The sequence below is a fragment of the Archangium gephyra genome (genome assembly GCF_049060025.1).
Classification (GTDB): domain Bacteria; phylum Myxococcota; class Myxococcia; order Myxococcales; family Myxococcaceae; genus Archangium; species Archangium gephyra_A.
On sequence record NZ_JBMEQQ010000002.1, the window covers coordinates 7,095,684 to 7,120,005 of the forward strand.

Sequence of the window (24,322 nt, forward strand, 5' to 3'; positions counted from 1 at the left end):
TCCCCGGGCTCCTTGGCGAGCGCGCGCAGGATGACGCTGGAGAGCGCGGGCGGCACATCGGGGCACAGCGCGGTGGGGGCGATGGGCTGCTTCGTCTGGTGGGCGAGCAGCAGCGCGGTGAGGGAGCGCTCGACGAAGGGCAGCCGCCCGGTGAGGAGCTGGTAGGCGATGACGCCCAGGGCGTAGATGTCGGCGCGGCCGTCCAGGTCCTCTCCGCGCGACTGCTCCGGGGCCATGTACTCGGCCGAGCCGATGATGGCGCCCTCCTGGGTGTCGGTGCCGTGCTCCTCGTCGGTGTCGAGCAGCTTGGCGATGCCGAAGTCGAGCACCTTGACGAAGGCGGGGCCGTGGCCGCGCTGCAGGAGGAAGAGGTTCTCGGGCTTGAGGTCGCGGTGGACGATGCCGCGCGCGTGCGTGGCCTGGAGCGCGTCACACACCTGGGCGAGCAGCGCCACGGCGACCTCGGCGGGCACGGGCCCGCGGGCCAGCAGCGTGGAGAGCGGCTCGCCCTCGAGGTACTCCATGACGAGGTAGGGCCGGGGCGGCGCGGGGTTGATGTCGATGATGTTGACGATGTTCTCGTGGCCGATGAGGTTCACGGCGCGCGCCTCGGTGTAGAAGCGGCGCAGCACCTGGGCCGAGCCGGCGAGCCGTCCGTGCAGCACCTTGATGGCCACGCGGCTGCCGATGTCCACGTGCTCGCCGAGGTACACCGTGCCCATGCCGCCGTGGCCGAGCTTGCGGGTGAGCCGGAAGCTGCCGATGCACTGCCCCATCAACGTATCCGCACCGGGCTCGCGGCGGGGAACCGAGGGCTCGCGGGTCTCGCGCAGATCAGCGGACTTGTCTGGGCCTGCTTCGCTGGACATGGGACGGACGGCGCTGGAGACGTCAGGGGATGGTCCCACGAAATGTCCCCCCCGGGACATCCCCCAACCTGTGTGAGGCGGCTTGGAAAAGCCATTGTCCCCTACCCGGCCGTGTGGGCACAGCGAGGTGGGCTGTAATCCTTCAGTCCGGATGGAGGTTTGTGCTCGCTACCGGACAGTGGAGCCGGGGGGCGGAGGGGGGCGGTTTAAGGTGGGGGAGCACTCACGCACGAACACGGGGGAATCGGATGAAGGGACTCGCGGGCAAGGTGGCGCTGGTGACGGGGGGAAGCTCGGGGATTGGGCTGGCGGCGGCGAGGGAGTTGGGGAAGGCGGGGGCGAAGGTGGCGCTGGTGGGACGGGTGATGGCGAGCGTGTGCTCCATCCATGCGTGCAGCGGATGGGCGGCACTGAAGGCGACGGAGTCAGGCCTTGTCCGCGCGCCCGAGCACCATGGCGCCCACCTGTCCTGGCTCGGCGCTCGACAACAGCACAACCTGCCCGGTACGAGAGTACCTTCGGCTCAATGAGCGGACCGCGACGCAGACGCCTACCGCGCCGCTCGCAGCCCCGGTCTCCCCCAACGATTCGGCGGGCGCGATGATGCGAACGCCATCCCCCAACCGGCCGCGAGTGCGGACCCAGGCGCTCCCCAGCTCCCGGGCCCTCCAATTCTCCCCATTGAGGTCACAGACGATGTCTCCCTGGAATGGCTTGCCGGGCGAGGCTGTCTCCAGGACCTCCTGAAGGACCTTGGAGAGGCCCATGCCATTGTTTGGCTCATGCTGGAAGCGGTGCCTCTCCTCGACTCCGAGCGCGGTGCTTTCGACGAACACCCGTGGGGAGAGTTGCCTTCTGCGCAGACTGGCCTCGGTCTCCAGCATGAAACAGGCGCCTGCTTCGCCCGGAATCAGTCCGCAGGGGATGTCTCCAGCCTTGAGTCTCCTGGCACTGGCCAGCCATTGGAGCGTCGGTCCATCGAGGTAGGAGTCCACGGCCAGGACGAGGAGCCGCTCAAGTCCGGTGGCGGCCATCCGGCGCCGAGCCTGCTGCACGGCGGTGATGACCCCCGCATGGCCCAGGGGCAGGACTTCGGCATGATCTCGCAGCAATGGAAGCTGCAGCACCGCGAGCAGCCGTTGAATCATTGCGTCGTGGATGACCTCGGATGATGCGGACTTCTCGTTCGGAAAGCGCTCGCTCTCGAACGAGGGAATGACCGCCACCAGCCCTGTCCTTCGCCAGAAACCCGTATCCGAGGCGTTCGGAATCCCCTCCTGTTGGAGCAGGTCCAGGATGCATCCCCGTGCCAGCCGCATCCAGAGACCGGTCTGGCTGAATCCTTCCGTGTAGCCTCGGATGGGGCGACCGACCACGGGGACGAGTTCATGCACCGTTGGATCCAACACGGTGAAGGATGGGCATTCCCGAGGCCGGGAGAGACCGGCCCGGATGGCGGCACACGAGGCCACCGCGCCGAATCCAACGGAGGAAATCATTCCCAAGCTATGGATGCTGAGTCGCATGGAGAGCTGGATGTTCGGCCGGGCTGTTCAGGTACGCGCCGGGAGTGGCGCCTACCCGGAGATGTGGGCCCACGAATCTGAACGGAAGGGCTGCGCTCCCGTCATCGCACGTGCCGTGGACGGCACGTGGAGATAGTCCGGAGCGGTCTCCAGGTGTTTGCGCTCCGCCAGCCGGAGCAGTGCGAGCCCCACGATCGAGAAGTAACGCTCGGTCAACAGCAGGGCAGGTGGCTGGGTCTGCCGTGAGGACACCAGCTCGAAGAGCAGGCTGCGGTCCTCGAGGTAGAGGGACAGGGCCTCGTCGAAGGCGCGTGAGTCCGAGTCCTGCAAGGCCCTGCACACCGGTAGGCGCGTGTCTTCCGCACCCTGCAGTGTTTCCTCATACCGGAGGAGGAGGTTCCGGCATGCCTCGGGGGCGGCCCCCAGGAGGCAGTGCTGCATCAGGAACTCGACGAAGAGGAAGTCCTCTTCGTATTCGAATCCTCGAGCCCAGGCGCGCCTCGCGTGACGGGCCATCTTCTCCGCGGAAGAGAAGTCCCCGGCGGCGATGGCATCGAGGAAGGGGTGGAGCTTGCTGCTTGGCGGCGGCTCCTGGCCAGGTCCGCCGAGAAAGTGCGCGAAGGCAGCGCCACTCTGGTGCAGATGCCAGCGGAGAGGCTCGGGGTCATCCGTGAGGAACAGCTTCCCGATGCCGGCGATCCGGAAGTTGTGGCAGAAGGCGAGCATCCGCCCCACGGATGCCCTCCCTCGCTGGATGGCTGGCAGCAGTGAGCGGTTCTCCTCGAGCGCGTCCTCGACGATGGCCGGCAGGAATTCCGTGTTCATGGGTGGCGCCGCTCACAGTTCATCGCTGAATCGCAGACGAGTCCAGAAGACGTTGGTCAGCTTCCGCTGCTGCATCTCCTTCGCGAGCCTCCAGTCCCACCACGTACCTGCTCGGGCTCCGGTGCAGGCGGAAGAGTTGGGGCGCTGCCCGGGTCTTCTCACGATCCAGCACGGGCTCCTCGATGTGCAGGATGTTGTCTGGTTTCTTCGTGTCCCAGACGATGTCGCTGGCCTTGAAGTCGAGACAATCGAACGTGCCGATCGGATTGATGATGCAGTAATCGCGGCTGTAGGGGCGCTTGTGGTGGTCGTAGAGCGTGAAGGGCAGATACTCGATGTCCACGTTGGCGCAGAGCTTCTCGATTGCCTCCTTGAAGTCCCTGGAAGCGACCAACATGCGCTCGCTGTTGCCCAGGAGCGAGGAGAGCTGGACCCCCGGATGTTCGGGACGCATGAAGATCTTCGCATCCTCCGGGTACAGCTCCCCCACGCGCGTTCCTGTTGCGGCGCGCCAGGACTGGATCTTGATGCCCTCGACGAAGTCGTCGAGGTAGCAGAGGTCCAGGTTGTTGATGTCTCCCTTGGTATCGAGGGTTCGGAAACTCATCTCGTGTTCTCCGTTGTGGACATCACGTCAGGGGGGCGTCGATGGAGGTCTTGGCGCTCTTGGGGGGCTTGGCGAGCAGGTGGTCCTTCTTGATGTCCTCGAGGGAGTCACCCGCCATGTCGCTCTTCTTCATCAACTGGCCGGCTGATTTGATCTGCTCGTAGAGTCTCTTGGAGAGTAGCTCGAGCTGGTCCTTCGACTGGGCATAGTCGGGCAGCTCATGCTTGCTGGCTTTTTCCTGCATCGGCCGGAAGATCTCCTTGACCTCATCCAGGACAACCTTGCTGTAGGCCGCATGGTGGAAGGTGGTGGGCGTCATGCGGTGCTTGGGGAGCCCCACTGCCCGCGCATGGAGCGCCAGCATCGGCAGGATGATCATGTTGATTCTGTCATTGAGGTTGTAGGCCTCATCCAGCAGCCCACCGCGGAGCATCAGCTTGATTTCACTCGCCTTGGGTGAATCTCCCCCCACCCACGTGATGGCGTTCGTCAATTCCGCATGGGGGATGATGTGGTGGGATTCGTGCCAGTACGGCACGGTGCTCTTGTCCTGGAAGTTGCCTGGATGCCCGATGTTCCAGTTCTGACCGTTGGGCGGTTGGAGCCCGTAGTCCTTTGGCCAGGTGTAGAGCCCCGAGTCCGATAGGGCCTTGACGCAGCCCTGCCAGCGGTAGCTACAGGTGTTCCCCTCCGTGTAGGCGCCATGATGGGCGTTGAGGCAGGCCGGCTTGTGCTTGTCCGGAAAGTCATCGATATCGGTCAGGTGCTGGCCTGAGCGTTTCCTCTTCTTGCCCATGGGAACCTCGCTGACAGAGGGCCGAGCCTAGCACGGGGATTCGTGGCGAAGGAGCGTGCCAGTCAGCTCAAGCCCTGATGCCGTCCGTGATGGAGCGGGTGAGCCGGACTGGAGGTGCCGCGCGGAGCGTTCGCAGGGCGTTCATCTGCTGGCGCGCGAAGAGCATGCCAGCACATGCTCCAGTGTTGCCCGTTCGAGCCCGGACCGTGAGCGGATTATGGGCGTGAGGCCCTTCGACATCACCTGGGTGGAGACTGCACAGTGGTGGCCTGGCACATCGATGGCCAGGGCTCGCGGTACGGGGGAGGGGCGTCGAGCAGGGAGGGAAGCCACTTGGGCAGCGCCTCGCGGTCGAGCAGTTCGAGCGCCCGTTGGATGGCGGCCATGGGCGCTGGGTTGTCCTCTGCCAGGGACATCCGCAGGGCCTCGCCGGAGGTTGCGTCTTCTCTGCTGGCGAGCGCGAACGCAGGTTCCTGATGACGCTGGCCGTCCTGTCGGAGAAGGGAGATGTGGGCCGCTCGTGGAAGATGAGCAGCGTTGTTCCATCACGGCCCCACGAGGACACCGGGATTGAGAATCCCCTGGGGATCCAACGCGCCTTTCACGGCCTTCAAGGCGAGAGCAAAAGGCTCGGGCCGCTCGCGGTCGTACCAGGGGCGGTGGAGCCGCCCGACGGCATGATGATGGGTGATGGTGCCGCCGTGAGCCGAGATGGCGTCACTGGCGGCCTGCTTGAGCGCCATCCACTGCTCCAACTCCCTCCCGCGCTTCGCGGGGCCGAGGAACGTGTAATAGGGCGCGGGCCCGTCCGGGTAGACGTGGGTGAAGCGGCAGCTCACGAGTCCGCCGCCGCAAACACGCTCCAGTGTGCCGCGCACGGCCTCGAGGATGGCGCCGTGGAGCGAGTCGAACGTGTCCCAGGTGCAGGCGGTCTCGAAGGTATCGGCGATGACGCCGAGGCTCACCATGACGTTCTGCAAGTACGGCGCCTCGATGAAGGCCGAGCGCCAGCTCTCCGCGGCACCCCTGGCGCGCGGCTGAGCACCGGACTCCTCGGAGCGGTAGCGGGCGCCCTCGCGGCACTCGCCGCCGTGGGAGGCGGTGATGGCGAGCGCGCGCTCCATCCAGGCACTCAGTGGATGATCGGCGGACTCGAAAGCGAGCACGAGCACGCTGGAGCCATCCCCGGCGACGCCATTGAGGAAGGACTCCTGCGCGTCGAGCAACCTGCAGTTGGAAGGATGGAGGCCGGACTGCGACAGCTCACGGACGGCACGGACGGCGGCGTCGAACTCGGGGAAGTGGACGCTGGCGCTGGCGCGGAAGCGGGGCCGTGACTGGAGCCGGACCCAGGCCTCGGTGATGACGCCGAGCGTGCCCTCGGAGCCGAGCACGAGCCTGTCCGGGGCGGGGCCGGCGCCCGAGGCGGGGAGGCGGCGTGTCTCGTAGAGGCCCCGCGGCGTGAGCATGCGGGTGGACTGCACGAGGTCATCGATGTGCGTGTAGAGCGTGGCGAAGTGACCCCCGGCGCGCGTGGCGATCCACCCGCCGAGGGTGGAGAACTCGAAGGACTGGGGGAAGTGGCGCAGGGTGAAGCCATGCGAGGCGAGCTGGGACTCGAGCACGGGCCCGGTGGCGCCCGCCTGGATGCGGGCCGAGCGCGAGACGGGGTCCACCTCGAGGACACGGTCCAGGCGGCGCAGATCCAGGGACACGGCACCGCGGAAGCCATTGCCGATGGCCGCCTCGACTCCACGCACGACGCTGGTGCCGCCGCCGAAGGGGATGAGGGCCACCCGGTGCTCGCCACACCAATCCATGGCGGTGCGCACGTCCTCCTCGGAGCGGGGGCGGACGACGAAGTCGGGCGCGGAGGAGAAATCCCCGTGGAAGCCGCGCACGAGGTCCCCATAGCCCTTGCCGTAGGTATGCGCGGCGCGGTCCGCCTCGTCCACCGAGCACAGGGCCGCGAGGGACGCGGGCGGTGCGACGCGGGGGCTCGGGAGGCGCGGGGCCACGGGCTCGTGGGGCTCCAGCGAGGGGTCTCCGAGGAGGGGTGAGACCTGTCCGGCGAGGGACCGGCGTGCCTCGGTGTCGGGGAACTTGTCGGCGTAGCCCCAGCCCCAGATGCTCGTCGCGCGAGTGCTCATGGGGCGCGAGCGTAGCGGCTCAGCCGAGGAGCAGGAATCCCAGGGTGACGGAGGTGAGGTTGGCCGTGAACCCGGCGACAAGAGCCCTGCGCGCGGACACGGGCGAGCCGAGGGCCTTCAACACCCACCACACGGCGATGGCCTCGACGAGGGCCACGACGGTTTCCCAGACGAGGAGCCAGGACCAGAAGGGCTCCCACGTGGGGGCGAGGAACCACAGGGCGGGATGGGTGAGCGTGTTGAGGGCGAGGGTGAGGAGCACGGGCGCCCACCACCGGGCCAGGTGGCGATGGAGCACCGCGACGTAGACGGGCAGCTCCAGGGCCATGGTCCACACGAAGGCCATGAGCCAGGTGTGGACGAAGTCACTCATTTCGAGACGGAGCCCGTGCCCTTGGAGCGGCGCCGCCAGTCATACCAGACGGCCGTGACGACGCAGCCGGCCCCCAGGGCACCGAGGCCCCAGCGGATGCGCCTGGTCAGGGCCTCCTTCGCCTGTTGGGCCCTGATGGCTTTCTCGCGCGCGCTGAGCACGGCCTGCGGATCGGCCGTGCACTGGAAGCAGTCGTATTGGTAGTCCTCGATGTAACCCTCGCCATCAAAACGCCCATACACGCACTTCATGTGCATGCACTGTCCTGGCTTGTTCCTGCTGTAGTCGTCCCGGCAGGAATCGCCCTCCTTCTTTCCCTTGCAGTCGCTCGGGAAGGCGATGTCGGCCCGAGCCGGGAGCGTGAGGAGGGACAGGAGCAGGAGGGGCAGGGCGGTACGGGCGGACATGTGCCGCCAGCGTATCAGCCCGGGCGCGGGGTCAGGCAGAGGGGGGCGAGGGCGGCTCCGAGCCGGAGGGGCCGCTCTGCCCGGAGGAGGGCATGGGCTTGCGCCGCATCTGGTACCAGGTGAGCGCGATGAGGCAGGAGACCGCCAGCGCCCATGGGGCCCGGTGGAGCAACGTCTGGACCTGGTGCTCCTGATAGGTCTCCTGGGACATGCACTTGAGGCAGTCGTATTCCAATACGGGCCTTTCATCGCCGCCGCCATTCACGCACGTCACTTCCCTGCACGTGCCGCTCCCCGTCTGACCGCACGGGTCGCCCTCCTCCTTCTTGAGACAGTGATAGATGTCGCTTCCCCTCGGGATGTAATCGGCGTGCACGGGGAGCGCGACGAGAGCGAACAGCAGGACGGGCAGGGCGGCACGGGCGGGCATGTGCCGCCATGCTACCAAGGAGGACATGGACGCCGCAGGCACTCCGGGTGCGGCCCGGAGCTGCTCCTGAAATCAGCTCGCACTCACAGGAGCGGAGGAGCGACGGTTGATGCTTGCTCCGCCTCGTCTCTGGGCGCCAGGGGGGACGCTGTCTGGGGTGCCCTCGGCTCCTCGCGCAGCACCGGCAGCGGGAACTTCAGCGGCTTCCCATCCGACGCGTGCGTATGCCCCGTCACCTCCGCGGCGCCCATTCCCTCGCGCTGCGGTTGGAACGTGGCCTGTGGATCTCCCGCCGACACCTTGCCCGCGCGGAACACCGCGAAGCGTGTCGCGAGCGCTCCGGCCGTGCTCAGCAGTGCCCCCGCCACCTTCATCCACCGGGTGCGTCCCGGCCACAGTCCCAGCACGAGCGACGCCGCGGTGCACACCTTCGCCGCCTTCCACAGCGTCCCCGAGGGCCCCTGCTTCAGCGGCCGCTCCAGCACCTCCAGGCGCGAGGCGTCGTGCTGCACGGCAACGCCCGCCATCAGCTCGCCCACCTTGCCCACCGAGCTGAACAGGTGGAGCACCTTCTCATCGCGGCGGAAGTGCGGCAGCAGCTCCATGAGGCTCCCCGCGCCCGCCACCGCCGAGGACATGAACAACAGCGGCAAGGACTTGCGCGTGGCCTGCCAGAGGGGCACCGCCGTGTTGGCCAGCAGCACCGCCGTGTACCCGGCGAGCGGCAGCCCGAGCAGTCCCGCTCCGATGGCCGCGCCTTCTCCCGCGCGCCCCAGCCAGCCGCGCCGGCCCGCGAACAACAGCGACGCGGTATTCATCGCCCCCGAGCCCACCAGCACCCACGAGCCCACGCTCATGGGCGACGTCGGACGGAACACCCGCAGCATGTTCAGGAAGCGCTCGGGCCGTCCCAGGTCGTAGATGAGCAGCCCCGAGCTGACCACATCCCCCACCGTGCCCACCCACCGGCACCGGCGCCCCAGGCCCTCCAGCCGCTTCCCGCCCACCGCATCCGCCGCCGCGCCCAGCACGCTCGCCGCGCCCGCCACGCCGCCCACGTAGAAGTACAGCGGGATGCTCCAGATCCACACGGGCTCCTTGAGGACCGGCTGCCCGTAATAGCTCGGTGACTCCGCGGACACCCCCGAGTCCGAGGGCCTCGTCCGCAACGGCTCACGCGAGGGATGGGCCTCCTCCAGCGCCTTCACCCGCTGCTGCGCGCCCTCGCCGGACAGCGTTCCCAGCCGCGTGTCGATGTTGCGCCCGTCCCGCTGCTTCTCCAGGTCCTCGGGCCGGATGTCACCCACGCACCACCTCCCGTCCGAACAGCACCGCCCCGAGCGCCACCACCGCCATGCCCAGCGCCCCCCAGCCCATCGAGGCCCACGCTTCCCGGCCCTTCATCGTCGGCACCACCGGATCCGGCGGCAGGTTGTAGACCTCGGGCTTGTCCACGAGCAGGAAGAAGGCATTGAGCCCGCCCGTGCCCGGCTGGCTCTCCGCGTCCGCGCCGTACAGGTACGCCTGCTCCCATCCCTTGTCATGGAGCTGCTCCACCCGGCGCTGCGCCCGCTCGCGCAGCTCGTCCACGTCGCCGAACTGGATGGAGGCGGTGGGGCAGGCCTTGGCGCAGGCGGGCGTCATGTCCTCGCCCAGCCGGTCGTAGCAGAGGGTGCACTTCCACGCGCGCCCGTCGTCCTCGCGCCGGTCCACCACACCGAAGGGGCACGCCGCCACGCAGTAGCCGCAGCCGTTGCACACGTCCGGTTGCACGTACACGGTGTCGAACTCGGTGCGGATGATGGCGCCGGTGGGGCACGCCTCCAGGCACCCGGCCCGCTGGCAGTGTTTGCACACGTCCGAGGCCATCAACCACGAGAAGTCCAGCAGCCCCACCGTCTGCGTGGGCAGTGGCACCGGCCGCTCGATGAAGGCCACGTGCCGCCACGTGGAGGCGCCCAGGTGCCCCGTGTTGTCATACGACATGCCGGTGAGCCGGAAGCCGTCATCCGGCAACTGGTTCCACTGCTTGCAGGCCACCTCACACGCCTTGCAGCCGATGCACAGCGTGGTGTCGGTGAAGAAGCCCTTCTGTCCCATGGGCGTTACTCCTTCTCCTGCGACGGTTGCTCGGGCGGACCCGCGCCCTCGTGGTCCCTCGGCACCTCCACCACGCCCGGGGGCAGCGGCCACGGCTCCCAGCCAAAGGCCGCGCGCCGGTGCTGGCTGCGCTTGCCGGGCAGGATGTTGCACGTGAGGGCCTTGGACTCCTGGATGGAGACGTTCGGGTCCCCCGAGAAGCCAATCAGGTCATTGGCGCTCTCGCCCCGCACGCGTCCCGTGTAGCCCCAGTGGTACGGCAGGCCCACCTGGTGCACCCGCTTGCCGTCCAGTTGCAGCGGGCGGATGCGCTCCGTCACCAGCACCCGGCACTCCACCTCCCCGCGCGCCGTGTACACCGTGCACCAGCCTCCGTTCTCCAGCTCGGCCTCGTCCGCCAGCTCCGGAGACACCTCGACGAACATCTCCGGCTGCAGCTCGCTCAGCCACGACAGCCAGCGCGACATGCCGCCCGCCGTGTGGTGCTCGGTGAGCCGGTACGTGGTGAGCACGTACGGGTAGCGAGGGTCTCCCCACGCCCGGTGCGCGGGATTGTCCTTGCGCCGCCACTCGTGGCGCGCCGGGTTGCACTGCTGCCCGTAGAGGAAGTTGGGGACGGGTGACTCCAGCGGCTCGTAGTGCGTGGGCAGCGGGCCGTCGATCATCCCGCTCGGCGCGAACAGCCAGCCCTTCCCGTCCGCCTGCATCATGAACGGGTCATCTCCGGAGATGACGTCCAGCCCCTGGTCCCCCTTGTCCGCGCGGTACGAGGGCGGCCGGTCCGCGATGAAGTCGGGCACGTCCGCGCCCGTCCACTTGCCTTGCTGCGCGTCCCACCAGACGTACTTCTTGCGCTCGCTCCAGGGGCGGCCCTCGAGGTCCGCCGAGGCGCGGTTGTAGAGGAGGCGCCGGTTGGCGGGCCACGCCCAGCCCCACTCCGAGGCCACCCACGTCTGCTCGCGGCCCGGCTTGCGGCGCGCCGGCTGGTTCACCCCGTCCGCGTAGCAGCCCGAATAAATCCAACAGCCGCACGCGGTGGATCCGTCCGCCTTCAGCTCGGTGAAGCCCGGCACCGGCTGGCCGTCCGCCACGGTGTAGCCGCTGATCTCCTTGAGCACGGCCTCGGCGTCGGGCTCCTCGCGCGGGCCCTTCACCGGGTAGTCCCACGTGAGCGCCTGGAGGGGACGGTCCTTCTCCTCCCGCGAGTCCGCGTAGAGCTTCTTGAGCCTGCGTCCGAGCTCGAAGACGAAGGACAAGTCACTGCGTGCCTCGCCGGGAGACTCGACGGCCTTGTGGTGCCATTGCAGCAGGCGCTGGGTGTTGGTGAAGGTGCCGTCCTTCTCGGTGTGCGCGGCGGCGGGGAAGAAGAAGACCTCGGTCTTGATGTCCTGGGGGCGCACGTCGCCGCGCACCACCTCGGGGGCGGTGCGCCAGAACTCGGCCGTCTCGGTGAGGGTGAGGTCGTTCACCACCAGCCACTCGAGTTTCTGCAAGGCCTTGCGCTGGAGGGCGCCATTCATCGAGCCCACCACGGGGTTCTCGCCCATGACGAAGTAGCCCTTGAGCTTGCCGTCGGCCATGTTGGCCACGGTCGTCATGTGCGAGTGATCCCCGGTGAGCTTGGGGAGCCAGTGGAAGCCCCAGTCGTTCTTCTTCGTGGCGGCCTCGCCGTACCAGGCCTTGAGCAGCGAGACGACGTACTTGGGGAACTCGCTCCACCAGCCGCTGGCGGACTCGTTGTTGTGGAGGTACTGGTCGAAGCGCTGCGCGTCCGGCGCGTGCGGCATGGGGATGTAGCCGGGCAGCAGGTTGTAGAGGGTGGGGATGTCGCTGGAGCCCTGGATGGAGGCGTGGCCGCGCAGGGCCATGATGCCGCCGCCGGGCCGGCCGATGTTGCCGAGCAGCAGTTGGATGATGGCGGCGGTGCGGATGTACTGCACGCCCACCGAGTGCTGCGTCCAGCCCACGGCGTAGCAGAAGGCGCTGGTGCGCTCGCGCCCCGAGTTGTCGCAGAGCGTCCGGGCCACCTTCAGGAAGAGCTCCTGGGGGACGCCGCAGATGCGCGAGACGACGTCCGGCGTGTAGCGCGCGAAGTGGCGCTTGAGCACCTGGAAGACGCAGCGCGGGTGCTGGAGCGTCTTGTCCCGGGGCACCTCGGTGATGTGTTTGCCGCGCACCTTGCCGTGGCCACCGGCGCCCGGCGCGCTGAAGATTTCCTTGTGGCCGGCGGCGGGCACCACGCCATCCATGTTCTCGTACTGCCAGGTGTGCGGGCTGTACTTGCCGGTGTCCGGGTCGTAGCCGCTGAAGAGGCCGTCGAGCTCCTCGGTGTCCTGGAAGTCCTCGCGGAGGATGGCGGGCGCGTTGGTGTAGTGGACGACGTAGTCGTGGAAGTAGCGCTCGTTCTCCAGGATGTAGTGGACGAGGCCGCCAAGGAACGCGATGTCCGAGCCCGGCCGCGGGGACACGTGGACATCGGCCATGGCGCTGGTGCGGGTGAAGCGCGGGTCCACGTGGATGAGGGTGGCGCCGCGCTCACGGGCCTCCATCACCCACTGGAAGCCCACGGGGTGACACTCGGCCATGTTGCTGCCCATGATGAGGATGCAGTCCGCGTTGGCCAGGTCCTGCTGGAACGTGGTGGCACCGCCGCGGCCGAACGAGATGCCCAGACCGGGCACCGTGGACGAGTGTCATATTCGGGCCTGGTTCTCCACCTGGACGATGCCGAGCCCGCCGGTGAAGAGCTTCTTGATGAGGTAGTTCTCCTCGTTGTCGAGCGTGGCGCCGCCGAGGTGGGCGATGCCCAGGGTGCGGTGGAGCGTCTCGCCGTTGCCGCTCTCCGCTTCCCAGGTGGCGTCGCGCGCCTGCTTCACGCGCTCGGCGACCATGTCGAGGGCCTTGTGCAGGGGGATGCGCTCCCACTGCATGGAGCCGGGGCGCCGGTAGAGGACGGTGTCGAGGCGGTGGCTGCCGGTGACGAGCTGGAAGGTGGCGGCGCCCTTGGGGCAGAGCCGGCCGCGGGAGATGGGCGAGTCCTCATCGCCCTCGATGTCGAGAATCCGGCCGTCCTGGACGTAGACCTTCTGGCCGCAGCCGACGGCGCAATAGGGGCAGATGGACTGGACGGTCTTGTCGGCGTGGACGGTGCGCGGCTCGAGCTGGCGGCTGCGCTCGGACATGGCCGTCTCACCGAGCGCGGTGGAGTCCTTCTCCCGGAGCTGACGGATGAGCGGCCAGCGAGAGAACAGGTCGAAGAATCCCAAGGGGCGCCTCCGGGAGTGAAGTGACTCCGGAAGCAAGATGGGGACGCCAGCAAGGGGAAGCGAGGGGGCGAGGCCTGTACCGCGGTCCATTCGAACCCGCCCCCAGAGCAGCCAACCAGACACCATCTCCCCCTCGCCCTCCGGGAGAGGAGCCCTCCGTCGTTCAAGGGGGAAAGCCCCCGGGGGGAGGGTACCGGGCGGAATCGTGCGTTATAACACTGTTATAACATCCTCTCGTGGAGCGTGTGCCATGACCAAGACGCTGACCAGCATTGGCAACAGCCTGGGGCTCATCATCGACAAGCCCATTCTCGAGCTGTTGCGCATCGACAAGGACACGCCCCTGGAAGCTCGAGACGGATGGGCAGACGCTCATCATCCGGCCCGTGCGCGACAAGAAAGAGGAGCGGCGTTCACGGGTTCGCGAGGCCACCGGGAAGATGATGGACGCACATGACGAGACCCTGAGGAAGCTGGCGAAATGACGCCGGACTTCCTCAGTCCGCGCTCGCCCAACCCCAGGCGACATTTGGCGGCGAGTACGTGCACCAGGGGCTGTGGGAGATGGCGGCGGCCTACCTCTTCCACATCGTCAGCAATCACCCGTTCGTGGATGGAAACAAGCGGGTGGGATTGCTCTCCGCGCTGGTGTTCCTGGAGTTCAACGGCATCACCCTGACGCGGGGCTCCGAGGAACTGTACGAGCTCACCATGGCCGTCGCCGCGGGCCAGAAGACGAAGTCCGAGGTGACGGAGGCCCTGCGGCGCATCGGGGGCGGGGACGCGCCGGGGGAGTGAGCGCGGAGCGGGCGGCTCAGCCGAGGACGCCGGTTCCAACGGGGAACCGGCCGGGAAGCGGAGCCGGGTGGATCCGCTCCCTGGCCGAGGTCATGCTTCAGCGGGAACCGCTCGAATCAGTCGAGGACGCCGAGGGTCTCGGTGCGGTCCACGGCCTCGCCCTTGGTGGTGTAGCCGGAGTACCAGGAGGTGTCGTAGGTGCCGCTCTTGGTCTGCTGCATGTGGGTGTGGGCGCCGGAGGAGTTGCCGGTGGAGCCCTCGTCGCCGACCTGGCAGCGGTCGCAGGTCTTGTCCACGGAGGAGGCGGTCTTGTTGAAGTGCCAGATGCGGAACTGCCAGCCGTCCGCCCAGGTGTGCAGCGCCTGGTTCTGGTTGCCGCTGCCGTTGCCCTTGCCGCAGTAGTGGGTGGTGGTGTTGATGGTCACGTTCCAGTAGACCGAGCCCACCACGCCCGTCTCCACGCCCCAGTAGTCGCAGGTGCCGCTGGAGACGTCGATGGCGCCATGGAAGGAGCCGCTCGAGTAGTACGTGGTGGCGGTGACCGTGGAGGGGTACGGCGCCTTCACGGTGTGCGCGGTCACGGCCGCGGGGACAAGCGCCAGGGAAGCCAGGGCAGCCAGGGACAGCTTCATCGTCTTACGCATCGTTTTTTCCTCTCGAGCCGCTTCACGGCCCTCGGGGGGGGTGGACGTCTACGGAACCTGCTGCAGCCGCTGCTTCTCCCTCAGGATCAGGTTCCACTCCTGAAGGTCGAGACTGAGAACTCGAATCCACGCGTCGATCTCCGGCGCCAGGCTGGGGTCGGTGCTCCGCAGCCGCTGCAGCTCGGGGATGGCACCGATGAAGCCCAGTTGGGCGAGGCTCTGCACCAGGGCCTTGCGCACCCCGGTGTCCTGCTCGTCGCGGTACATGGCGAGCACGGACTGCCGGGCGCTGGCCATCTGCTCCGCGGGCACGCCGCCCAGCGCGAGCGCCGCCGCCTTGCGGACCTCGGCATCATCGCTGCGCAGCAGCGACTGGATTCTACCGGCCGACTCGGCGCTGATCTTCTGGGTGTCCATGTTGCCGAGGATCTTCGCCGTCACCTTGGGGTCCGTGGAGGCGGCCGCGGCCGACACCGCGGCGTCCGAGGCCGGGCCGTGGTAGCCCGCGTAGACGTTCTGGATGTCCTCGACGATGTTCGTCGCGGCCTCCATGCGCACCTCGGGCGAGGCGTCGCGCACCAGCTTCTCGTACGCGCCGTCCGTGCTCTCCAGGGCGCTGGTGCGCCGCATGGAGCGGACAGCGGCGGCGCGCACGGCCGGGTCGCGCTCCTCCATGGCCCGCTTCGCCACGGCCTTGATGGCCTCGGGGTCCGCGCCGCGCTCGGTGCGCGCCACCAGGGCGGCCGCGAGGTGCTCGGCCATGACCGGGTCCGTCTCCCGCTCGAACGCGGCCCGGAGGCTCGCTGTCGGAAAGGGTGGGGGCGGACTCGCGCAAGAGCGTGCGCATGTACTTCTTGTAGGCCTCGGAGTCCGACTTGAGCCCGTTGCGGATGGAGTCCATCAGGCCCTCGACGGAGCAGCTCCCTCCCTGGAGCGCGGGGCCCGGGGCGGCCACCTGGGCCAGGGCCGCGCCGGGCAGCAGCGGGCTGAACGTGAGCGCGAGCAGGAGGGTGCGGGTGCGGAGTGTCTTGGTGCGGTTCATGGGGGCTCCCGTGCTCACTCGTGGCGGTCCAGGCAGTCGAAGGGATCCTGGTTGGACAGGCTGTTGTAGACCCGGACGAAGTCCAGGGTGCCGCTCGCGTAGATGCGCTCGAAGTCCTGATAGACGGGCTGGAAGCGCTGATCGAAGGCGGCCATCTTCGCCATGACGGGCAGGGCGCGCTTGCCGGCGGTGCGCGCGGAGAAGCGGAAGAGCGCCCAGCGCACGCACAGGGATGGGTCCTTCTCGAAGGTCGTCGCGAACAGGTTCAGCACCCGCTGCTTGTCGTGGGACAGGGAGAGGTTGTGCGCCGCCGCGTCCCGGCCGGTCTCGTTGCCCTCGCCCACGAGAATCTGGGCGAAGCGCTCGGTCTCCTCCGGGCCGAGCAGGGGCGCGGCGTGCATGGGCATCATCTGCCCCAGGTAGCGGATCTGCTCGTCGGGCGACTGGGCGCCGATGGTGAGCAGCTTGTCCATGTAGGGGGTGATGCTCGCGTTCTGCTTGTGCTCGCGCTTCATCACCCGCGCGATGGTGCGGGCCGCGGCCCAGCCCGCCTCGCCGGCGACGGGGTCATTGGCGAAGTTCGTCAGCTTGTCGAGCGCCACCGGCGCCAGCCGCTTCTGCGTGTCCAGGGCGGAGAGGACGCCCGCGCGCCGCTCGGCGGGGATGCTGTTGTCCAGGCCCATGTCCAGCAGCCGCGTGGCCACCTGGGGCTGGTGCACGGCCTCGGAGTCCCTCACGGCCATCAGGTAGATGCCGAACGACTTGCCCTGGGCCTCGCGGGACCACTCCAGCACCTCGAGCGCATTCGCCGGGTTCTTGCCGATGAGCTCCACGAGGCGCTCCTTCAGGAAGTCCCGGACGAGCCCGTCCCGCGAGTTCAACAGGGGCTCGGCCCACTCGCGGAAGTTGTGGATGCTCACCCCCGCGTTGAAGCGCTCGATGTCCTGCCAGCAGATGGTGGAGGTGAACTGGGGGGCCTTGGCCTCCTCGGCCGGGGCCAGGGGCGCGGCCGGGGCGGAGGAGCCCTTCTTGTTCGCCGGGCCCTGCTTCGCGGGGGCGTTCGCGGCGGCGGCATCCGTCTCAGCGGGGCGCTCCTCGCTTCCACCGCGGCCGATCAGCGCCACGCCGGCCAGCAGGGCCACGAGGCCGGCTCCGGCCACCAGCAGCGGCTTGCGCCGGCTCGAGGTGCCTGACGGGGAGGAGGAGGGGGGAGTCGGAGATGCGGAGGTCATGGCTGTTGGCCCGAGCGAGGGGTTCCATCTGGGAAGAGGCCCGGACTTTACCGTAATCTCAAGAAATAATTTAAACCGGGAATATCGAGGGAATTTAGCCTTTCCCGATATTCACGCACGGTCCGTGAAGGCCCTGAAAGACGAAGACCCCTCGTGAGGAGCAGCTCCTCGCGAGGGGTCTCGGCGCCCGGGGCCGTGCTGGTTGTGGGGAGCCCGCCTCCCGAGCGGCGCTGACGACTAGAGGTAGCCGACGGTCTCGCCGCGGTCGAGGAACTCACCCTTGGTGGTGTAGCCGGAGTACCAGCCGGTGAGGTTGCTGCCGCTGCGGTCGACCTGCATGTGGGTGTGGGGGCCGGTGACGTTGCCCGTGCCGCCCTCGTCGCCGATCTGGCAGCGGTCGCAGGTCTTGTCCACCGAGGTGGGCTCCTTGAGGAAGTGCCACTGGCGGATGACGCGGCCGTCGCCGAAGGTGTGCTTCACCTCGTTCTGGTTGCCGCTGCCGTTGCCGTAGCACACGACGCCGGTGGTGCGGATGGTGACGTTCCAGTAGTACGAGCCGTACACGCCCGTCTCCACGCCCCAGTAGCCGCAGGCGTTGCGGCTGGAGATGTCCACCGCGCCGTGGAAGGTGCCGCTGGAGTAGTTCGTGGTGGCCGTCACGTCGCCCGGGAAGGGCGAGCCGACCCGGATCGCCGCGGTCGCGGCCGCGGGGATGACCGCCAGGGAAGCCAGGACTGCCAGCGTCGTCTTCATTGCCTTGCGCATCGTTGTTCCTCTGGACCGGTGGACCGGCCCCAGTGGGGGGGTTTTTCGCTACCGAGCCTGCTGCTGCCGCTGCTTCTCCCTCAGGATCAGGCTCCAATCCTGGTGGTTCCTGTTGAGGACTCGAATCCAGCTGTCGATCTCCGGCGCCATGCCCGGGTCGATGCCGCGCAACCGCTGGAAGCTCGGGCACCGCGCCGGAGAAGCCGAGCCGGGCGATGCTCTGGAGGATGGCCTTGCGGACGGCGGGGTCCTTCTCGTCGCGGTACATGCCGGTCAGCGCCTGACGGGCGTTGGCCATCTCCGCCACGGGCACGCCGCCGAGCGCGGTGGACGCCGCCGCGCGGACCTCGGCGGAGTCGCTGCCCAGCAGCCGCTCGAGCGTGCGCGCCGAGTCGGAGCTGATCTTCCCCGTCATGAGCTGGCCGAGCACCTTCGCCGTCACCTTCGGGTCATCCGAGGCCGCGGCCGCCGCCAGCGCGGTGTCCGCCGCCGGGCCATGGTGCCCGCCGTAGACGTGCGTGGTGTCCTCGACGAGGTTGGTCGCCGCTTCCATGCGCACCTCGGGCGAGGGATCTCTCACCAGGCGCTCGAACATCTCCCCGCTGCGCTCCAGCGCGCCGGTGCGGCGCATGGCGCGGACCGTGGCGGCGCGCAGGCCGGGGTCCCGGTCCTCCAGCGCCCGCTTCGCCACCACCTGGAAGGCATCGTCCTCCAGGCCGCGCTCGGTGCGCGCCACCAGGGCCGCCGCCAGGTGCTCCACCATGACGGGGTCATACTCGCGCTCGAAGGCGGCCTGGAGCTCGGCGCGCGGCAGGTTGACGGCGGACTCGCGCAGCAGCGTGCGCAAGTAGAGCTTGTAGGCCTCGGACTTGGAGCTCATCCCGCGGCGGATGGAGTCCATCAGCCCCTCGACCGAGCACGTCGTGGCCTGGAGGGCGGGGGCCTCGCGCGGGGCGGACTGCTGCGCGAAGGCCAGGGCCGGCGCGAGCAGGCTCACGGTGAGCGTCAGGGTGGGGAGCACGTTCATACGAAGGAAGGCGCGTGTCATGGGGGGGGCTCCGGGAGCTCATTCCTCGTGGCGGTCCAGGCAGCCGAAGGGATCGTCCGTGGGCAGGGAGAACCAGATGCGGTCGAAGTCGACGATGCCGCTGGCGTAGAGCTTCTCGAACTCCTGGTGGATGCCCTGGAAGCGCGGGTCCGTCATGGCCATGTCCGCCATGACCGGGAGCGCGTCCTTGCCCGCGGTGCGCGCCGCGAAGCGGAACAGGGCCCAGCGCACGCAGAGGTCCTTCTCGATGGCGAAGTTCTTGCCGTAGAGCTCCAGCGCCCGGGCCTTGTCCTCGGACATGGACAGCTCGTGCGCGGCCATCATGCGGACGTCCTCGCTGCCCTCGGTGGCCAGCAGCTCGCCGAGCCGCTCCATGGCCCGCGTGTCGAGCGGCGCATCGGCGCTCATCCCCATTTCGGCCGCGAGGTAGCGCACATTCTCGTCCGCCGACTGGGTGCCGATGGTGAGGAGCTTGTCGAGGTAGGGCTTGAAGTTGCCGCTCTTCTTGAGGTCCGCCTGCATCACCCGGCCGATGGCGCGCGTGGTGACCCAGCCGGCCTCGCCCGAGGAGGCGTCCTGGGCGAAGGTGGCGAGCTTGTCGAGCGCCGCGGGCTCCAGCCGGGGCATGCGCTGCAGCTCGTCGAGGAAGCCCGCGCGCCGCCCCAGGTCGAGCTTCTCGTCGAGCCCGAGCGCGGTGAGCTGCGCGGCCATCTTCGGCAGGGCCTTGGCGTTGCGCAGGCCGCCCATGAACAGCTTGAACTCCGCGGGCGAGGCCTCTCGCGCCCAGTCCAGCACCTCACTGGCGCGGCCCTCGTCCTCGCCGATGAGCTCGCCCAGCCGCGCCATGAGGTAGTCGCGGACGAGCGGATCCTTCACGGCGAGCAGCGGCCTGGCCCACTCGCGGAACGTCTCCAGCGTCACCGACTCGTTGAAGCGCTCCAGGTCCTCCCAGCAGACGGTGCTGTTGAACTGCTTGGGCTTGGACTCGGCCTGCACGGGCCCTCCCTGGCCGGTGTGCCCGGCCTTGGAAGGAGTGGGGCCCGACGGCTGGCGGCCCTTCGCCGCGGCCTGGCCCTCCTCGGGCTTGCCGCTGTCCTCGGGAGAGCCGCGGGAGAGCAGCGCCACGGCCGCGAGCAGGGCCACGGCGCCGAGCGCGATCGCGATCTTCGGCCTGCGGCGGGCCGGGTCAGGGATCGGGGGGGACGCGGAGCGATGGGGGGATTCTGGAGTCATGGTTCCATCCAGGAAGAGGCCGCGATTTTACCGCCATCCCAAGAAATGATTTAATCCGCGAATATCGGGTGAATTTCCACATCCCGCGATTCACCGCCAGTATGAAAATACCCGGAAAAACTGAGGCCCCTCGTGAGGATCGGGTCCTCACGAAGGGCCTCGGCGCCCCGGGGGGGTGGGCGCACTTCAAATCAGCGGCGGCTCAGTCCAGGACGCCGAGGGTCTCGGTGCGGTCCACGGCCTCGCCCCGGGTGGTGTAGCCCGAGTACCAGGAGGTGTCCTTGGTGCCGTTCTTCTCCTGCATGAGGTGGGCGTGGGGGCCGGTGGCCTGGCCGGTGCCGCCCTCGTTGCCCACCTGGCAGCGGTCGCACGTGCGGTCATACGAGTCGCTCGTCTTGATGAAGTGCTTCTGGTGGAACTTCCAGCCGTCCGCCCAGGTGTGCACCGCGGTGTTGGCGTTCTCGTAGCCGTTGCCGTTGCAGACGACGCCGGTGGTCTTGATGGTCACGTTCCAGTGGACCGAGCCCACCACGGCCGTCTCGGCGCCCCAGTAGTTGCAGCGGCCGCTGGAGACGTCGATGGCACCGTGGTACCCGCCGCTCGGGTAGTACGTGGTGGCGGTGATGGTGCCCGGGAAGGGCGACTTGACGGTGTGCGCGGTCACCGCCGCGGGGACGAGCGCCAGGGAAGCCAGCGCGGCCAGGGTCATCTTCATCGTGTGACGCATCGGGAATGCCTCTCGCGCCGGTTCACCGGCTCGCGTGTGGGGGGTGCTTCCTGGAGCCTGGTGCTAGTCGAGGACGCCAATGACTTCGCCGGAGTCGATGACCTCGCCCCGGGTGGTGTAGCCCGAGTACCAGGAGGTGTCGTAGGTGCCGCTCTTGGCCTGCTGCATGTGGGTGTGGACGCCTTCCTTGCCGAGCTCGCAGCGGTCACACGTCTTGTCGATCGAGGCCGCGGTCTTGAGGAAGTTCTTGATGCGGAACGACCAGCCGTCCGCCCAGGTGTGCACCGCCACGTTGTCGGTGGGGGTGGTGCAGGTCTGGAGGGTGCTCCGGATGGTGATGTTCCAGTAGACCGAGCCCGCGAAGGGGGAGGAGACGCCCCAATAGCCGCAGCGGCCGCTGGAGATGTCCACCGCGCCGTGGAACGAGCCGCTCGGGTAGTACGTGGTGGCCGTCACCGTGCCGGGGTGCGGCGCCGTGACGGTGGTTCCGGCCGAGGCCGTGGGGAGGATGAGCGCCATCGAGGCCAGCGCCGTGAGGGTCTTCCGCGTGTTGAGCATGGGGTGTCCTTTGGTCCGGCTCAGTCGAGATAGCCGGTCAGTTCGCCCGCGGAGAGGAACTCTCCGGGCTGGGTGTAGCCCGCGAACCAGGAGGTATCCAAGGTGCCGGACTTGTCGCGCTGGAGCTGCACGGAGCCGGCGGGAATGCCCGCGTCGCCGGCCGCGCCGATGTTGCAGCGGTCGCACGTGCGGTCATACGTCTGGGCCGTGCGGTTGAAGTAGCGCAGCCGGAACGTGTAGCCGTCGGCGAAGGTGTGCCGGGCCACGTTCTGCGCACCCGTCATGGCCGTGTAGCAGAGGGTGCTCGGGGTGTTGATGACCACGTTCCAGGACAGCGAGCCGGTGACGCCCGTGGTGAGGGGAGTCGAGCCGCACGAGCCGCCGGAGAGCTTGACGGTGGCACTGGGGATGGCGGCCGTGCCGGCGAGCGGTGCGCCGACGAAGCGGGCGCCCGGGGCGGTGGCGGGGACGAGCACGGCCAGCGCGGCGAGCGCGAACAGGGGCTTCAGCGTTCCTGGGATGAGCAGTCGGTTCATGGGGCTCCAATAAGAAGAGGCCCCGAATTCCCGGCCATCCCAAAAAAAGAGAGAAATCCTGATGAGGCCTGGTTTCCCGACGCAGGCCTGCCCGGATTTCAAGGGGTTAGGCGCCCGGGAGGGGGAGAGAAGCGCCCGCCGGGGTAGAGTGCGCCGCGGGAAATCAGGGGCCTTTCATGCGCACGAGACGTTTCCGATTGGAGGAGGGCGGGCCGAAGCGGCTCGAGCCTCTCCTGGCGAGGCCACTACGAGGGGCTGTGGGCCTCGGTGGACGGCGTGCAGGTGGGCCAGAGCCTGGGGAAGGAGTCCTTGCAACACGGCGAGCTGTGGCGTCTCCCGGATGGGCGCCAGCTCGGGGTGAGGCTCCACAAGGGCGGGTTGCAGTTGCTGCTCGTCGAGCTCGATGGCCGTCCGGTGCCAGGCTCCCAGGGGCATCCCATGACGTGGGTCCGAGGCGGGGCCTACAGCCTGCTGCTGGCGTGCTTCGTCCACCTGCTCGGGGACGGCGTGCTGCAGCTCGTGCGTCCGGAGCGGCTGGGGTGGGGGCTGACCGTGCTCGCCTTCGCGCTCAGTGGGGCCCTCGGGCTCGCCGGGCTCGTCACGCTGCGCCGCCCCCGGGCGGGGTTGATCGCCGCGGTGCTCTTGCTTCCCCTCAAGACGCTCGTGATGGCGGCGCGGCTGCTGGAGGCGGGCCGCCCATCCGGCCTGGGGAGCATGGTGCTGTGGTCGCTCGTGTTCCTGTACCCCGTCCTGACGGCGCTCTACATGCTGAAGCGGGCGCCGACGGTATCGGGCTCTCCGCGCCCGTCTGCGTGAGGGCGAGCCTCCTCAGCCCTTGCGCCACACCTCGCTGGCGAGCAGCGCGCGGGCGGCGAGGAAGCCGCACAGGCCGTGCACGCCGGGGCCCGGAGGCGTGGAGGACGAGCACAGGAAGAGGCGCGGGTCCGGCGTGGCGTAGGGGACGAGTCGGGCCACGGGCCGGGCGAAGAGCTGCGCGCCCTCCATGGCGCCGCCGGAGATGTCGCCGCCGATGAAGTTGGGGTTGTAGGCCTCGTACTGCGCGGGCGAGCGCGTGTGGCGGGCGAGGATGCGCGCGCGGAAGCCGGGGGCGGCGCGCTCCACCTGGGCTTCAATCCGCTCCGTCATGTCCTCGGTGGAGCCGTTGGGGACGTGGCAGTAGGCCCAGCCGGTGTGCTGGCCCGCGGGGGCGCGGCTGGGGTCGAAGAGCGTGTGCTGGGCGAGCAGCACGTAGGGGCGCTCGGGAATCTCCCCGCGCGAGACGGCGGCCTCGCTGGCGGCGATCTCCTCCAGGGTGCCGCCGAGGTGCACGGTCCCGGCGCGGGCGCAGGCGGGGGCGATCCACGGAATGGGGCCGGAGAGGGCCCAGTCCACCTTGAAGACGCCGGGCCCGTAGCGGAAGCGCTGGAGCTTCTCCACGTAGGCCGGAGGCAGCCGGTGTCCGGCGAGCTTCACGAGCTGCCGGGGCGTCACGTCGAGCAGCACGGCGCGCGAGCGGGGCAGCTCATCCACGTTGTGCACGCGGTGGTCCGTCACCACCTCACCGCCGAGCACGCGCAGGTAGCTGACGAGCGCATCCACGAGCTTCTGCGTGCCGCCGCGAGGGAAGGGCCAGCCCACGGCGTGGCCCGAGGCGAGCAGGAGAATCCCGAAGGCGGAGGTGAAGGGCTTCTCCAGGGCGGTGAAGGAGTGCGCGGCGGAGCCGGCGAAGAGGGCGCGCGCGAGGGGCCCCCGGAAGGCGTGCGAGGCGAGCGAGTGCGCGGGACGCAGGGCGCGCAGGCCGAAGCGGGCGAGGCGCAGGGGACGGCGGGGGAGGCGGAGCGGGTCGGCCATCTGCGCCATGACGTCATCGAAGGCGCGCACCATGGGGCGCATCCACTTCACATAGCGCTCGGCGTCGTGACCGAGCCCCTGGGCGGTGGCCTCGAGGGAGCGCTCGAGGACGGCGGCGGTGCCCTCGTCCAACGGGTGGGCGAGGGGCGCCTCGGGGTGGACCCACTCGAGGCCATGGGCATCGAGGGGGAGCTGGCGGAAGAAGGGCGAGGCGGCGGCGAGCGGGTGGATGGCGGAGCAGACGTCGTGGACGAAGCCGGGGAGGGTGAGCTCGGCGGAGCGGGCCCCACCGCCGGGAGTGGGGCCGGCCTCGAAGACACGCACGGAGCGGCCCGCGCGAGCCAGGGAGATGGCGGCGGCGAGCCCGTTGGGACCGGCGCCCACCACGACGGCATCGAGCATGGAGCTCATAGGTTGTGCAGCTTCACCCGACCTGATGGGGACATGAGGGAGCTGCCGCCGGGTGGCGTTCACCAGTGGACGTCCGAGGTCGTCCGGCACCACGGAACCCGGGCGGGCAGACGTGGGGCGGGGGGGAC

25 protein-coding genes and 3 pseudogenes are annotated in these 24,322 nt (G+C 68.9%); 5 read left to right on the top strand and 23 right to left on the bottom strand.

Annotated features, from left to right (window positions below; translation table 11 throughout):
* Positions 1–38 precede the first annotated feature (38 nt).
* Positions 39–929 (bottom strand): annotated as a pseudogene (locus tag ACN28I_RS30845) (serine/threonine-protein kinase); the annotation flags it as partial.
* A 188-nt stretch (positions 930–1,117) separates the two neighbouring features.
* Here ACN28I_RS30845 and ACN28I_RS30850 point away from each other — a divergent pair.
* Entirely contained in the window at positions 1,118–1,399 is a 282-nt protein-coding gene (locus ACN28I_RS30850; protein WP_420945498.1) for an SDR family NAD(P)-dependent oxidoreductase, read from the top strand.
* Here the strand turns inward: ACN28I_RS30850 and ACN28I_RS30855 are convergent.
* The 12 genes from ACN28I_RS30855 to fdh all read right to left on the bottom strand — a co-directional run bounded on the left by ACN28I_RS30855 (position 1,295) and on the right by fdh (position 13,349).
* Entirely contained in the window at positions 1,295–2,275 is a 981-nt protein-coding gene (locus ACN28I_RS30855) for a hypothetical protein (RefSeq protein ID WP_420948906.1), read from the bottom strand. The two genes, ACN28I_RS30850 and ACN28I_RS30855, sit on opposite strands and share 105 nt — an antisense overlap.
* A gap of 171 nt (positions 2,276–2,446) precedes the next feature.
* Positions 2,447–3,220: an Imm49 family immunity protein gene (locus ACN28I_RS30860; protein ID WP_420945499.1), complete on the bottom strand. Its 774-nt coding sequence runs from the start codon at positions 3,218–3,220 to the stop codon at positions 2,447–2,449.
* A gap of 19 nt (positions 3,221–3,239) precedes the next feature.
* Entirely contained in the window at positions 3,240–3,827 is a 588-nt protein-coding gene (locus ACN28I_RS30865; protein ID WP_420945500.1) for a hypothetical protein, read from the bottom strand.
* Positions 3,828–3,849: 22 nt separating this feature from the next.
* Positions 3,850–4,623 (bottom strand): hypothetical protein, encoded by a 774-nt coding sequence (locus tag ACN28I_RS30870; protein WP_420945501.1) that lies wholly within the window; start codon positions 4,621–4,623, stop codon positions 3,850–3,852.
* Between the two features lie 239 nt (positions 4,624–4,862).
* Complete coding sequence (locus ACN28I_RS30875; protein WP_420945502.1) at positions 4,863–5,039, bottom strand: hypothetical protein; 177 nt, start codon at positions 5,037–5,039, stop codon at positions 4,863–4,865.
* A gap of 129 nt (positions 5,040–5,168) precedes the next feature.
* Positions 5,169–6,773: an FAD-binding oxidoreductase gene (locus tag ACN28I_RS30880; RefSeq protein WP_420945503.1), complete on the bottom strand. Its 1,605-nt coding sequence runs from the start codon at positions 6,771–6,773 to the stop codon at positions 5,169–5,171.
* 19 nt (positions 6,774–6,792) lie between these two features.
* Positions 6,793–7,146 carry a hypothetical protein gene (locus ACN28I_RS30885; protein WP_420945504.1) on the bottom strand — a complete coding sequence of 118 codons (354 nt, stop codon included), beginning with the start codon at positions 7,144–7,146 and terminating at the stop codon, positions 6,793–6,795.
* Positions 7,143–7,553 carry a hypothetical protein gene (locus ACN28I_RS30890; RefSeq protein ID WP_420945505.1) on the bottom strand — a complete coding sequence of 137 codons (411 nt, stop codon included), beginning with the start codon at positions 7,551–7,553 and terminating at the stop codon, positions 7,143–7,145. Before ACN28I_RS30890 ends, ACN28I_RS30885 begins: the two co-directional genes overlap by 4 nt.
* 31 nt (positions 7,554–7,584) lie before the next feature.
* Positions 7,585–7,983: a hypothetical protein gene (locus ACN28I_RS30895; RefSeq protein ID WP_420945506.1), complete on the bottom strand. Its 399-nt coding sequence runs from the start codon at positions 7,981–7,983 to the stop codon at positions 7,585–7,587.
* 83 nt (positions 7,984–8,066) lie between these two features.
* On the bottom strand, positions 8,067–9,290 hold the full coding sequence (gene nrfD, locus ACN28I_RS30900) for an NrfD/PsrC family molybdoenzyme membrane anchor subunit (protein ID WP_420945507.1): 1,224 nt from the start codon (positions 9,288–9,290) through the stop codon (positions 8,067–8,069).
* Positions 9,283–10,083 (bottom strand): 4Fe-4S dicluster domain-containing protein, encoded by an 801-nt coding sequence (locus tag ACN28I_RS30905; RefSeq protein WP_420945508.1) that lies wholly within the window; start codon positions 10,081–10,083, stop codon positions 9,283–9,285. Before ACN28I_RS30905 ends, nrfD begins: the two co-directional genes overlap by 8 nt.
* 5 nt (positions 10,084–10,088) lie before the next feature.
* Positions 10,089–13,349: a formate dehydrogenase gene (gene fdh / locus ACN28I_RS30910; RefSeq protein ID WP_420945509.1), complete on the bottom strand. Its 3,261-nt coding sequence runs from the start codon at positions 13,347–13,349 to the stop codon at positions 10,089–10,091.
* A 250-nt stretch (positions 13,350–13,599) separates the two neighbouring features.
* Between fdh and ACN28I_RS30915 the strand changes: the two genes are divergently transcribed.
* A complete protein-coding gene (locus tag ACN28I_RS30915; RefSeq protein ID WP_420945510.1) occupies positions 13,600–13,806 on the top strand; it encodes an AbrB/MazE/SpoVT family DNA-binding domain-containing protein in 207 nt (68 codons plus the stop codon).
* Positions 13,807–13,877: 71 nt separating this feature from the next.
* Positions 13,878–14,147: pseudogene (locus ACN28I_RS30920) on the top strand (type II toxin-antitoxin system death-on-curing family toxin); the annotation flags it as partial.
* A 116-nt stretch (positions 14,148–14,263) separates the two neighbouring features.
* Here the strand turns inward: ACN28I_RS30920 and ACN28I_RS30925 are convergent.
* The 5 genes and pseudogenes from ACN28I_RS30925 to ACN28I_RS30945 all read right to left on the bottom strand — a co-directional run.
* Complete coding sequence (locus ACN28I_RS30925) at positions 14,264–14,791, bottom strand: hypothetical protein (protein ID WP_420945511.1); 528 nt, start codon at positions 14,789–14,791, stop codon at positions 14,264–14,266.
* A 48-nt stretch (positions 14,792–14,839) separates the two neighbouring features.
* Positions 14,840–15,553, bottom strand: coding sequence for a HEAT repeat domain-containing protein (locus ACN28I_RS30930; RefSeq protein WP_420945512.1), 714 nt, complete (start codon positions 15,551–15,553; stop codon positions 14,840–14,842).
* Positions 15,554–15,847: 294 nt separating this feature from the next.
* Positions 15,848–17,065 (bottom strand): hypothetical protein, encoded by a 1,218-nt coding sequence (locus tag ACN28I_RS30935; RefSeq protein WP_420945513.1) that lies wholly within the window; start codon positions 17,063–17,065, stop codon positions 15,848–15,850.
* 237 nt (positions 17,066–17,302) lie between these two features.
* Entirely contained in the window at positions 17,303–17,830 is a 528-nt protein-coding gene (locus ACN28I_RS30940; protein WP_420945514.1) for a hypothetical protein, read from the bottom strand.
* 271 nt (positions 17,831–18,101) lie between these two features.
* Positions 18,102–18,461: pseudogene (locus ACN28I_RS30945) on the bottom strand (HEAT repeat domain-containing protein); the annotation flags it as partial.
* On the opposite strand from ACN28I_RS30945, the gene ACN28I_RS30950 reads away from it, so the two are divergent.
* Positions 18,382–18,681, top strand: coding sequence for a hypothetical protein (locus tag ACN28I_RS30950; protein ID WP_420945515.1), 300 nt, complete (start codon positions 18,382–18,384; stop codon positions 18,679–18,681). The pseudogene ACN28I_RS30945 and the gene ACN28I_RS30950 overlap by 80 nt on opposite strands.
* A gap of 215 nt (positions 18,682–18,896) precedes the next feature.
* Here ACN28I_RS30950 and ACN28I_RS30955 read toward each other — a convergent pair whose 3' ends face one another.
* From ACN28I_RS30955 to ACN28I_RS30970, 4 genes are all read right to left on the bottom strand, one after another.
* A complete protein-coding gene (locus ACN28I_RS30955) occupies positions 18,897–20,111 on the bottom strand; it encodes a hypothetical protein (protein WP_420945516.1) in 1,215 nt (404 codons plus the stop codon).
* 202 nt (positions 20,112–20,313) lie between these two features.
* Positions 20,314–20,838: a hypothetical protein gene (locus tag ACN28I_RS30960; RefSeq protein ID WP_420945517.1), complete on the bottom strand. Its 525-nt coding sequence runs from the start codon at positions 20,836–20,838 to the stop codon at positions 20,314–20,316.
* A gap of 63 nt (positions 20,839–20,901) precedes the next feature.
* Positions 20,902–21,396: a hypothetical protein gene (locus ACN28I_RS30965; protein ID WP_420945518.1), complete on the bottom strand. Its 495-nt coding sequence runs from the start codon at positions 21,394–21,396 to the stop codon at positions 20,902–20,904.
* Positions 21,397–21,416: 20 nt separating this feature from the next.
* Positions 21,417–21,932, bottom strand: coding sequence for a hypothetical protein (locus ACN28I_RS30970; RefSeq protein WP_420945519.1), 516 nt, complete (start codon positions 21,930–21,932; stop codon positions 21,417–21,419).
* A gap of 267 nt (positions 21,933–22,199) precedes the next feature.
* Between ACN28I_RS30970 and ACN28I_RS30975 the strand changes: the two genes are divergently transcribed.
* A complete protein-coding gene (locus ACN28I_RS30975) occupies positions 22,200–22,748 on the top strand; it encodes a hypothetical protein (protein WP_420945520.1) in 549 nt (182 codons plus the stop codon).
* Between the two features lie 12 nt (positions 22,749–22,760).
* Here ACN28I_RS30975 and ACN28I_RS30980 read toward each other — a convergent pair whose 3' ends face one another.
* Positions 22,761–24,185: a phytoene desaturase family protein gene (locus ACN28I_RS30980; RefSeq protein ID WP_420945521.1), complete on the bottom strand. Its 1,425-nt coding sequence runs from the start codon at positions 24,183–24,185 to the stop codon at positions 22,761–22,763.
* Positions 24,186–24,322 lie beyond the last annotated feature (137 nt).

What these genes read in the sequence shown, in the direction of transcription:
- ACN28I_RS30980 (WP_420945521.1), bottom strand. Translation starts at nt 24,185, where the DNA reads ATGCTCGATGCCGTCGTGGTGGGCGCCGGTCCCAACGGGCTCGCCGCC.
- ACN28I_RS30915 (WP_420945510.1), top strand. Translation starts at nt 13,600, where the DNA reads ATGACCAAGACGCTGACCAGCATTGGCAACAGCCTGGGGCTCATCATC.
- ACN28I_RS30960 (WP_420945517.1), bottom strand. Translation starts at nt 20,838, where the DNA reads ATGCGTCACACGATGAAGATGACCCTGGCCGCGCTGGCTTCCCTGGCG.
- ACN28I_RS30905 (WP_420945508.1), bottom strand. Translation starts at nt 10,083, where the DNA reads ATGGGACAGAAGGGCTTCTTCACCGACACCACGCTGTGCATCGGCTGC.
- ACN28I_RS30940 (WP_420945514.1), bottom strand. Translation starts at nt 17,830, where the DNA reads ATGCGCAAGGCAATGAAGACGACGCTGGCAGTCCTGGCTTCCCTGGCG.
- ACN28I_RS30865 (WP_420945500.1), bottom strand. Translation starts at nt 3,827, where the DNA reads ATGAGTTTCCGAACCCTCGATACCAAGGGAGACATCAACAACCTGGAC.
- ACN28I_RS30890 (WP_420945505.1), bottom strand. Translation starts at nt 7,553, where the DNA reads ATGTCCGCCCGTACCGCCCTGCCCCTCCTGCTCCTGTCCCTCCTCACG.
- ACN28I_RS30930 (WP_420945512.1), bottom strand. Translation starts at nt 15,553, where the DNA reads ATGGCCGAGCACCTCGCGGCCGCCCTGGTGGCGCGCACCGAGCGCGGC.
- ACN28I_RS30925 (WP_420945511.1), bottom strand. Translation starts at nt 14,791, where the DNA reads ATGCGTAAGACGATGAAGCTGTCCCTGGCTGCCCTGGCTTCCCTGGCG.
- ACN28I_RS30970 (WP_420945519.1), bottom strand. Translation starts at nt 21,932, where the DNA reads ATGAACCGACTGCTCATCCCAGGAACGCTGAAGCCCCTGTTCGCGCTC.
- ACN28I_RS30875 (WP_420945502.1), bottom strand. Translation starts at nt 5,039, where the DNA reads ATGTCCCTGGCAGAGGACAACCCAGCGCCCATGGCCGCCATCCAACGG.
- ACN28I_RS30850 (WP_420945498.1), top strand. Translation starts at nt 1,118, where the DNA reads ATGAAGGGACTCGCGGGCAAGGTGGCGCTGGTGACGGGGGGAAGCTCG.
- ACN28I_RS30885 (WP_420945504.1), bottom strand. Translation starts at nt 7,146, where the DNA reads ATGAGTGACTTCGTCCACACCTGGCTCATGGCCTTCGTGTGGACCATG.
- ACN28I_RS30955 (WP_420945516.1), bottom strand. Translation starts at nt 20,111, where the DNA reads ATGACTCCAGAATCCCCCCATCGCTCCGCGTCCCCCCCGATCCCTGAC.
- ACN28I_RS30965 (WP_420945518.1), bottom strand. Translation starts at nt 21,396, where the DNA reads ATGCTCAACACGCGGAAGACCCTCACGGCGCTGGCCTCGATGGCGCTC.
- ACN28I_RS30860 (WP_420945499.1), bottom strand. Translation starts at nt 3,220, where the DNA reads ATGAACACGGAATTCCTGCCGGCCATCGTCGAGGACGCGCTCGAGGAG.
- ACN28I_RS30950 (WP_420945515.1), top strand. Translation starts at nt 18,382, where the DNA reads ATGCGCACCTCGGGCGAGGGATCTCTCACCAGGCGCTCGAACATCTCC.
- ACN28I_RS30935 (WP_420945513.1), bottom strand. Translation starts at nt 17,065, where the DNA reads ATGACCTCCGCATCTCCGACTCCCCCCTCCTCCTCCCCGTCAGGCACC.
- ACN28I_RS30880 (WP_420945503.1), bottom strand. Translation starts at nt 6,773, where the DNA reads ATGAGCACTCGCGCGACGAGCATCTGGGGCTGGGGCTACGCCGACAAG.
- ACN28I_RS30895 (WP_420945506.1), bottom strand. Translation starts at nt 7,983, where the DNA reads ATGCCCGCCCGTGCCGCCCTGCCCGTCCTGCTGTTCGCTCTCGTCGCG.
- ACN28I_RS30870 (WP_420945501.1), bottom strand. Translation starts at nt 4,623, where the DNA reads ATGGGCAAGAAGAGGAAACGCTCAGGCCAGCACCTGACCGATATCGAT.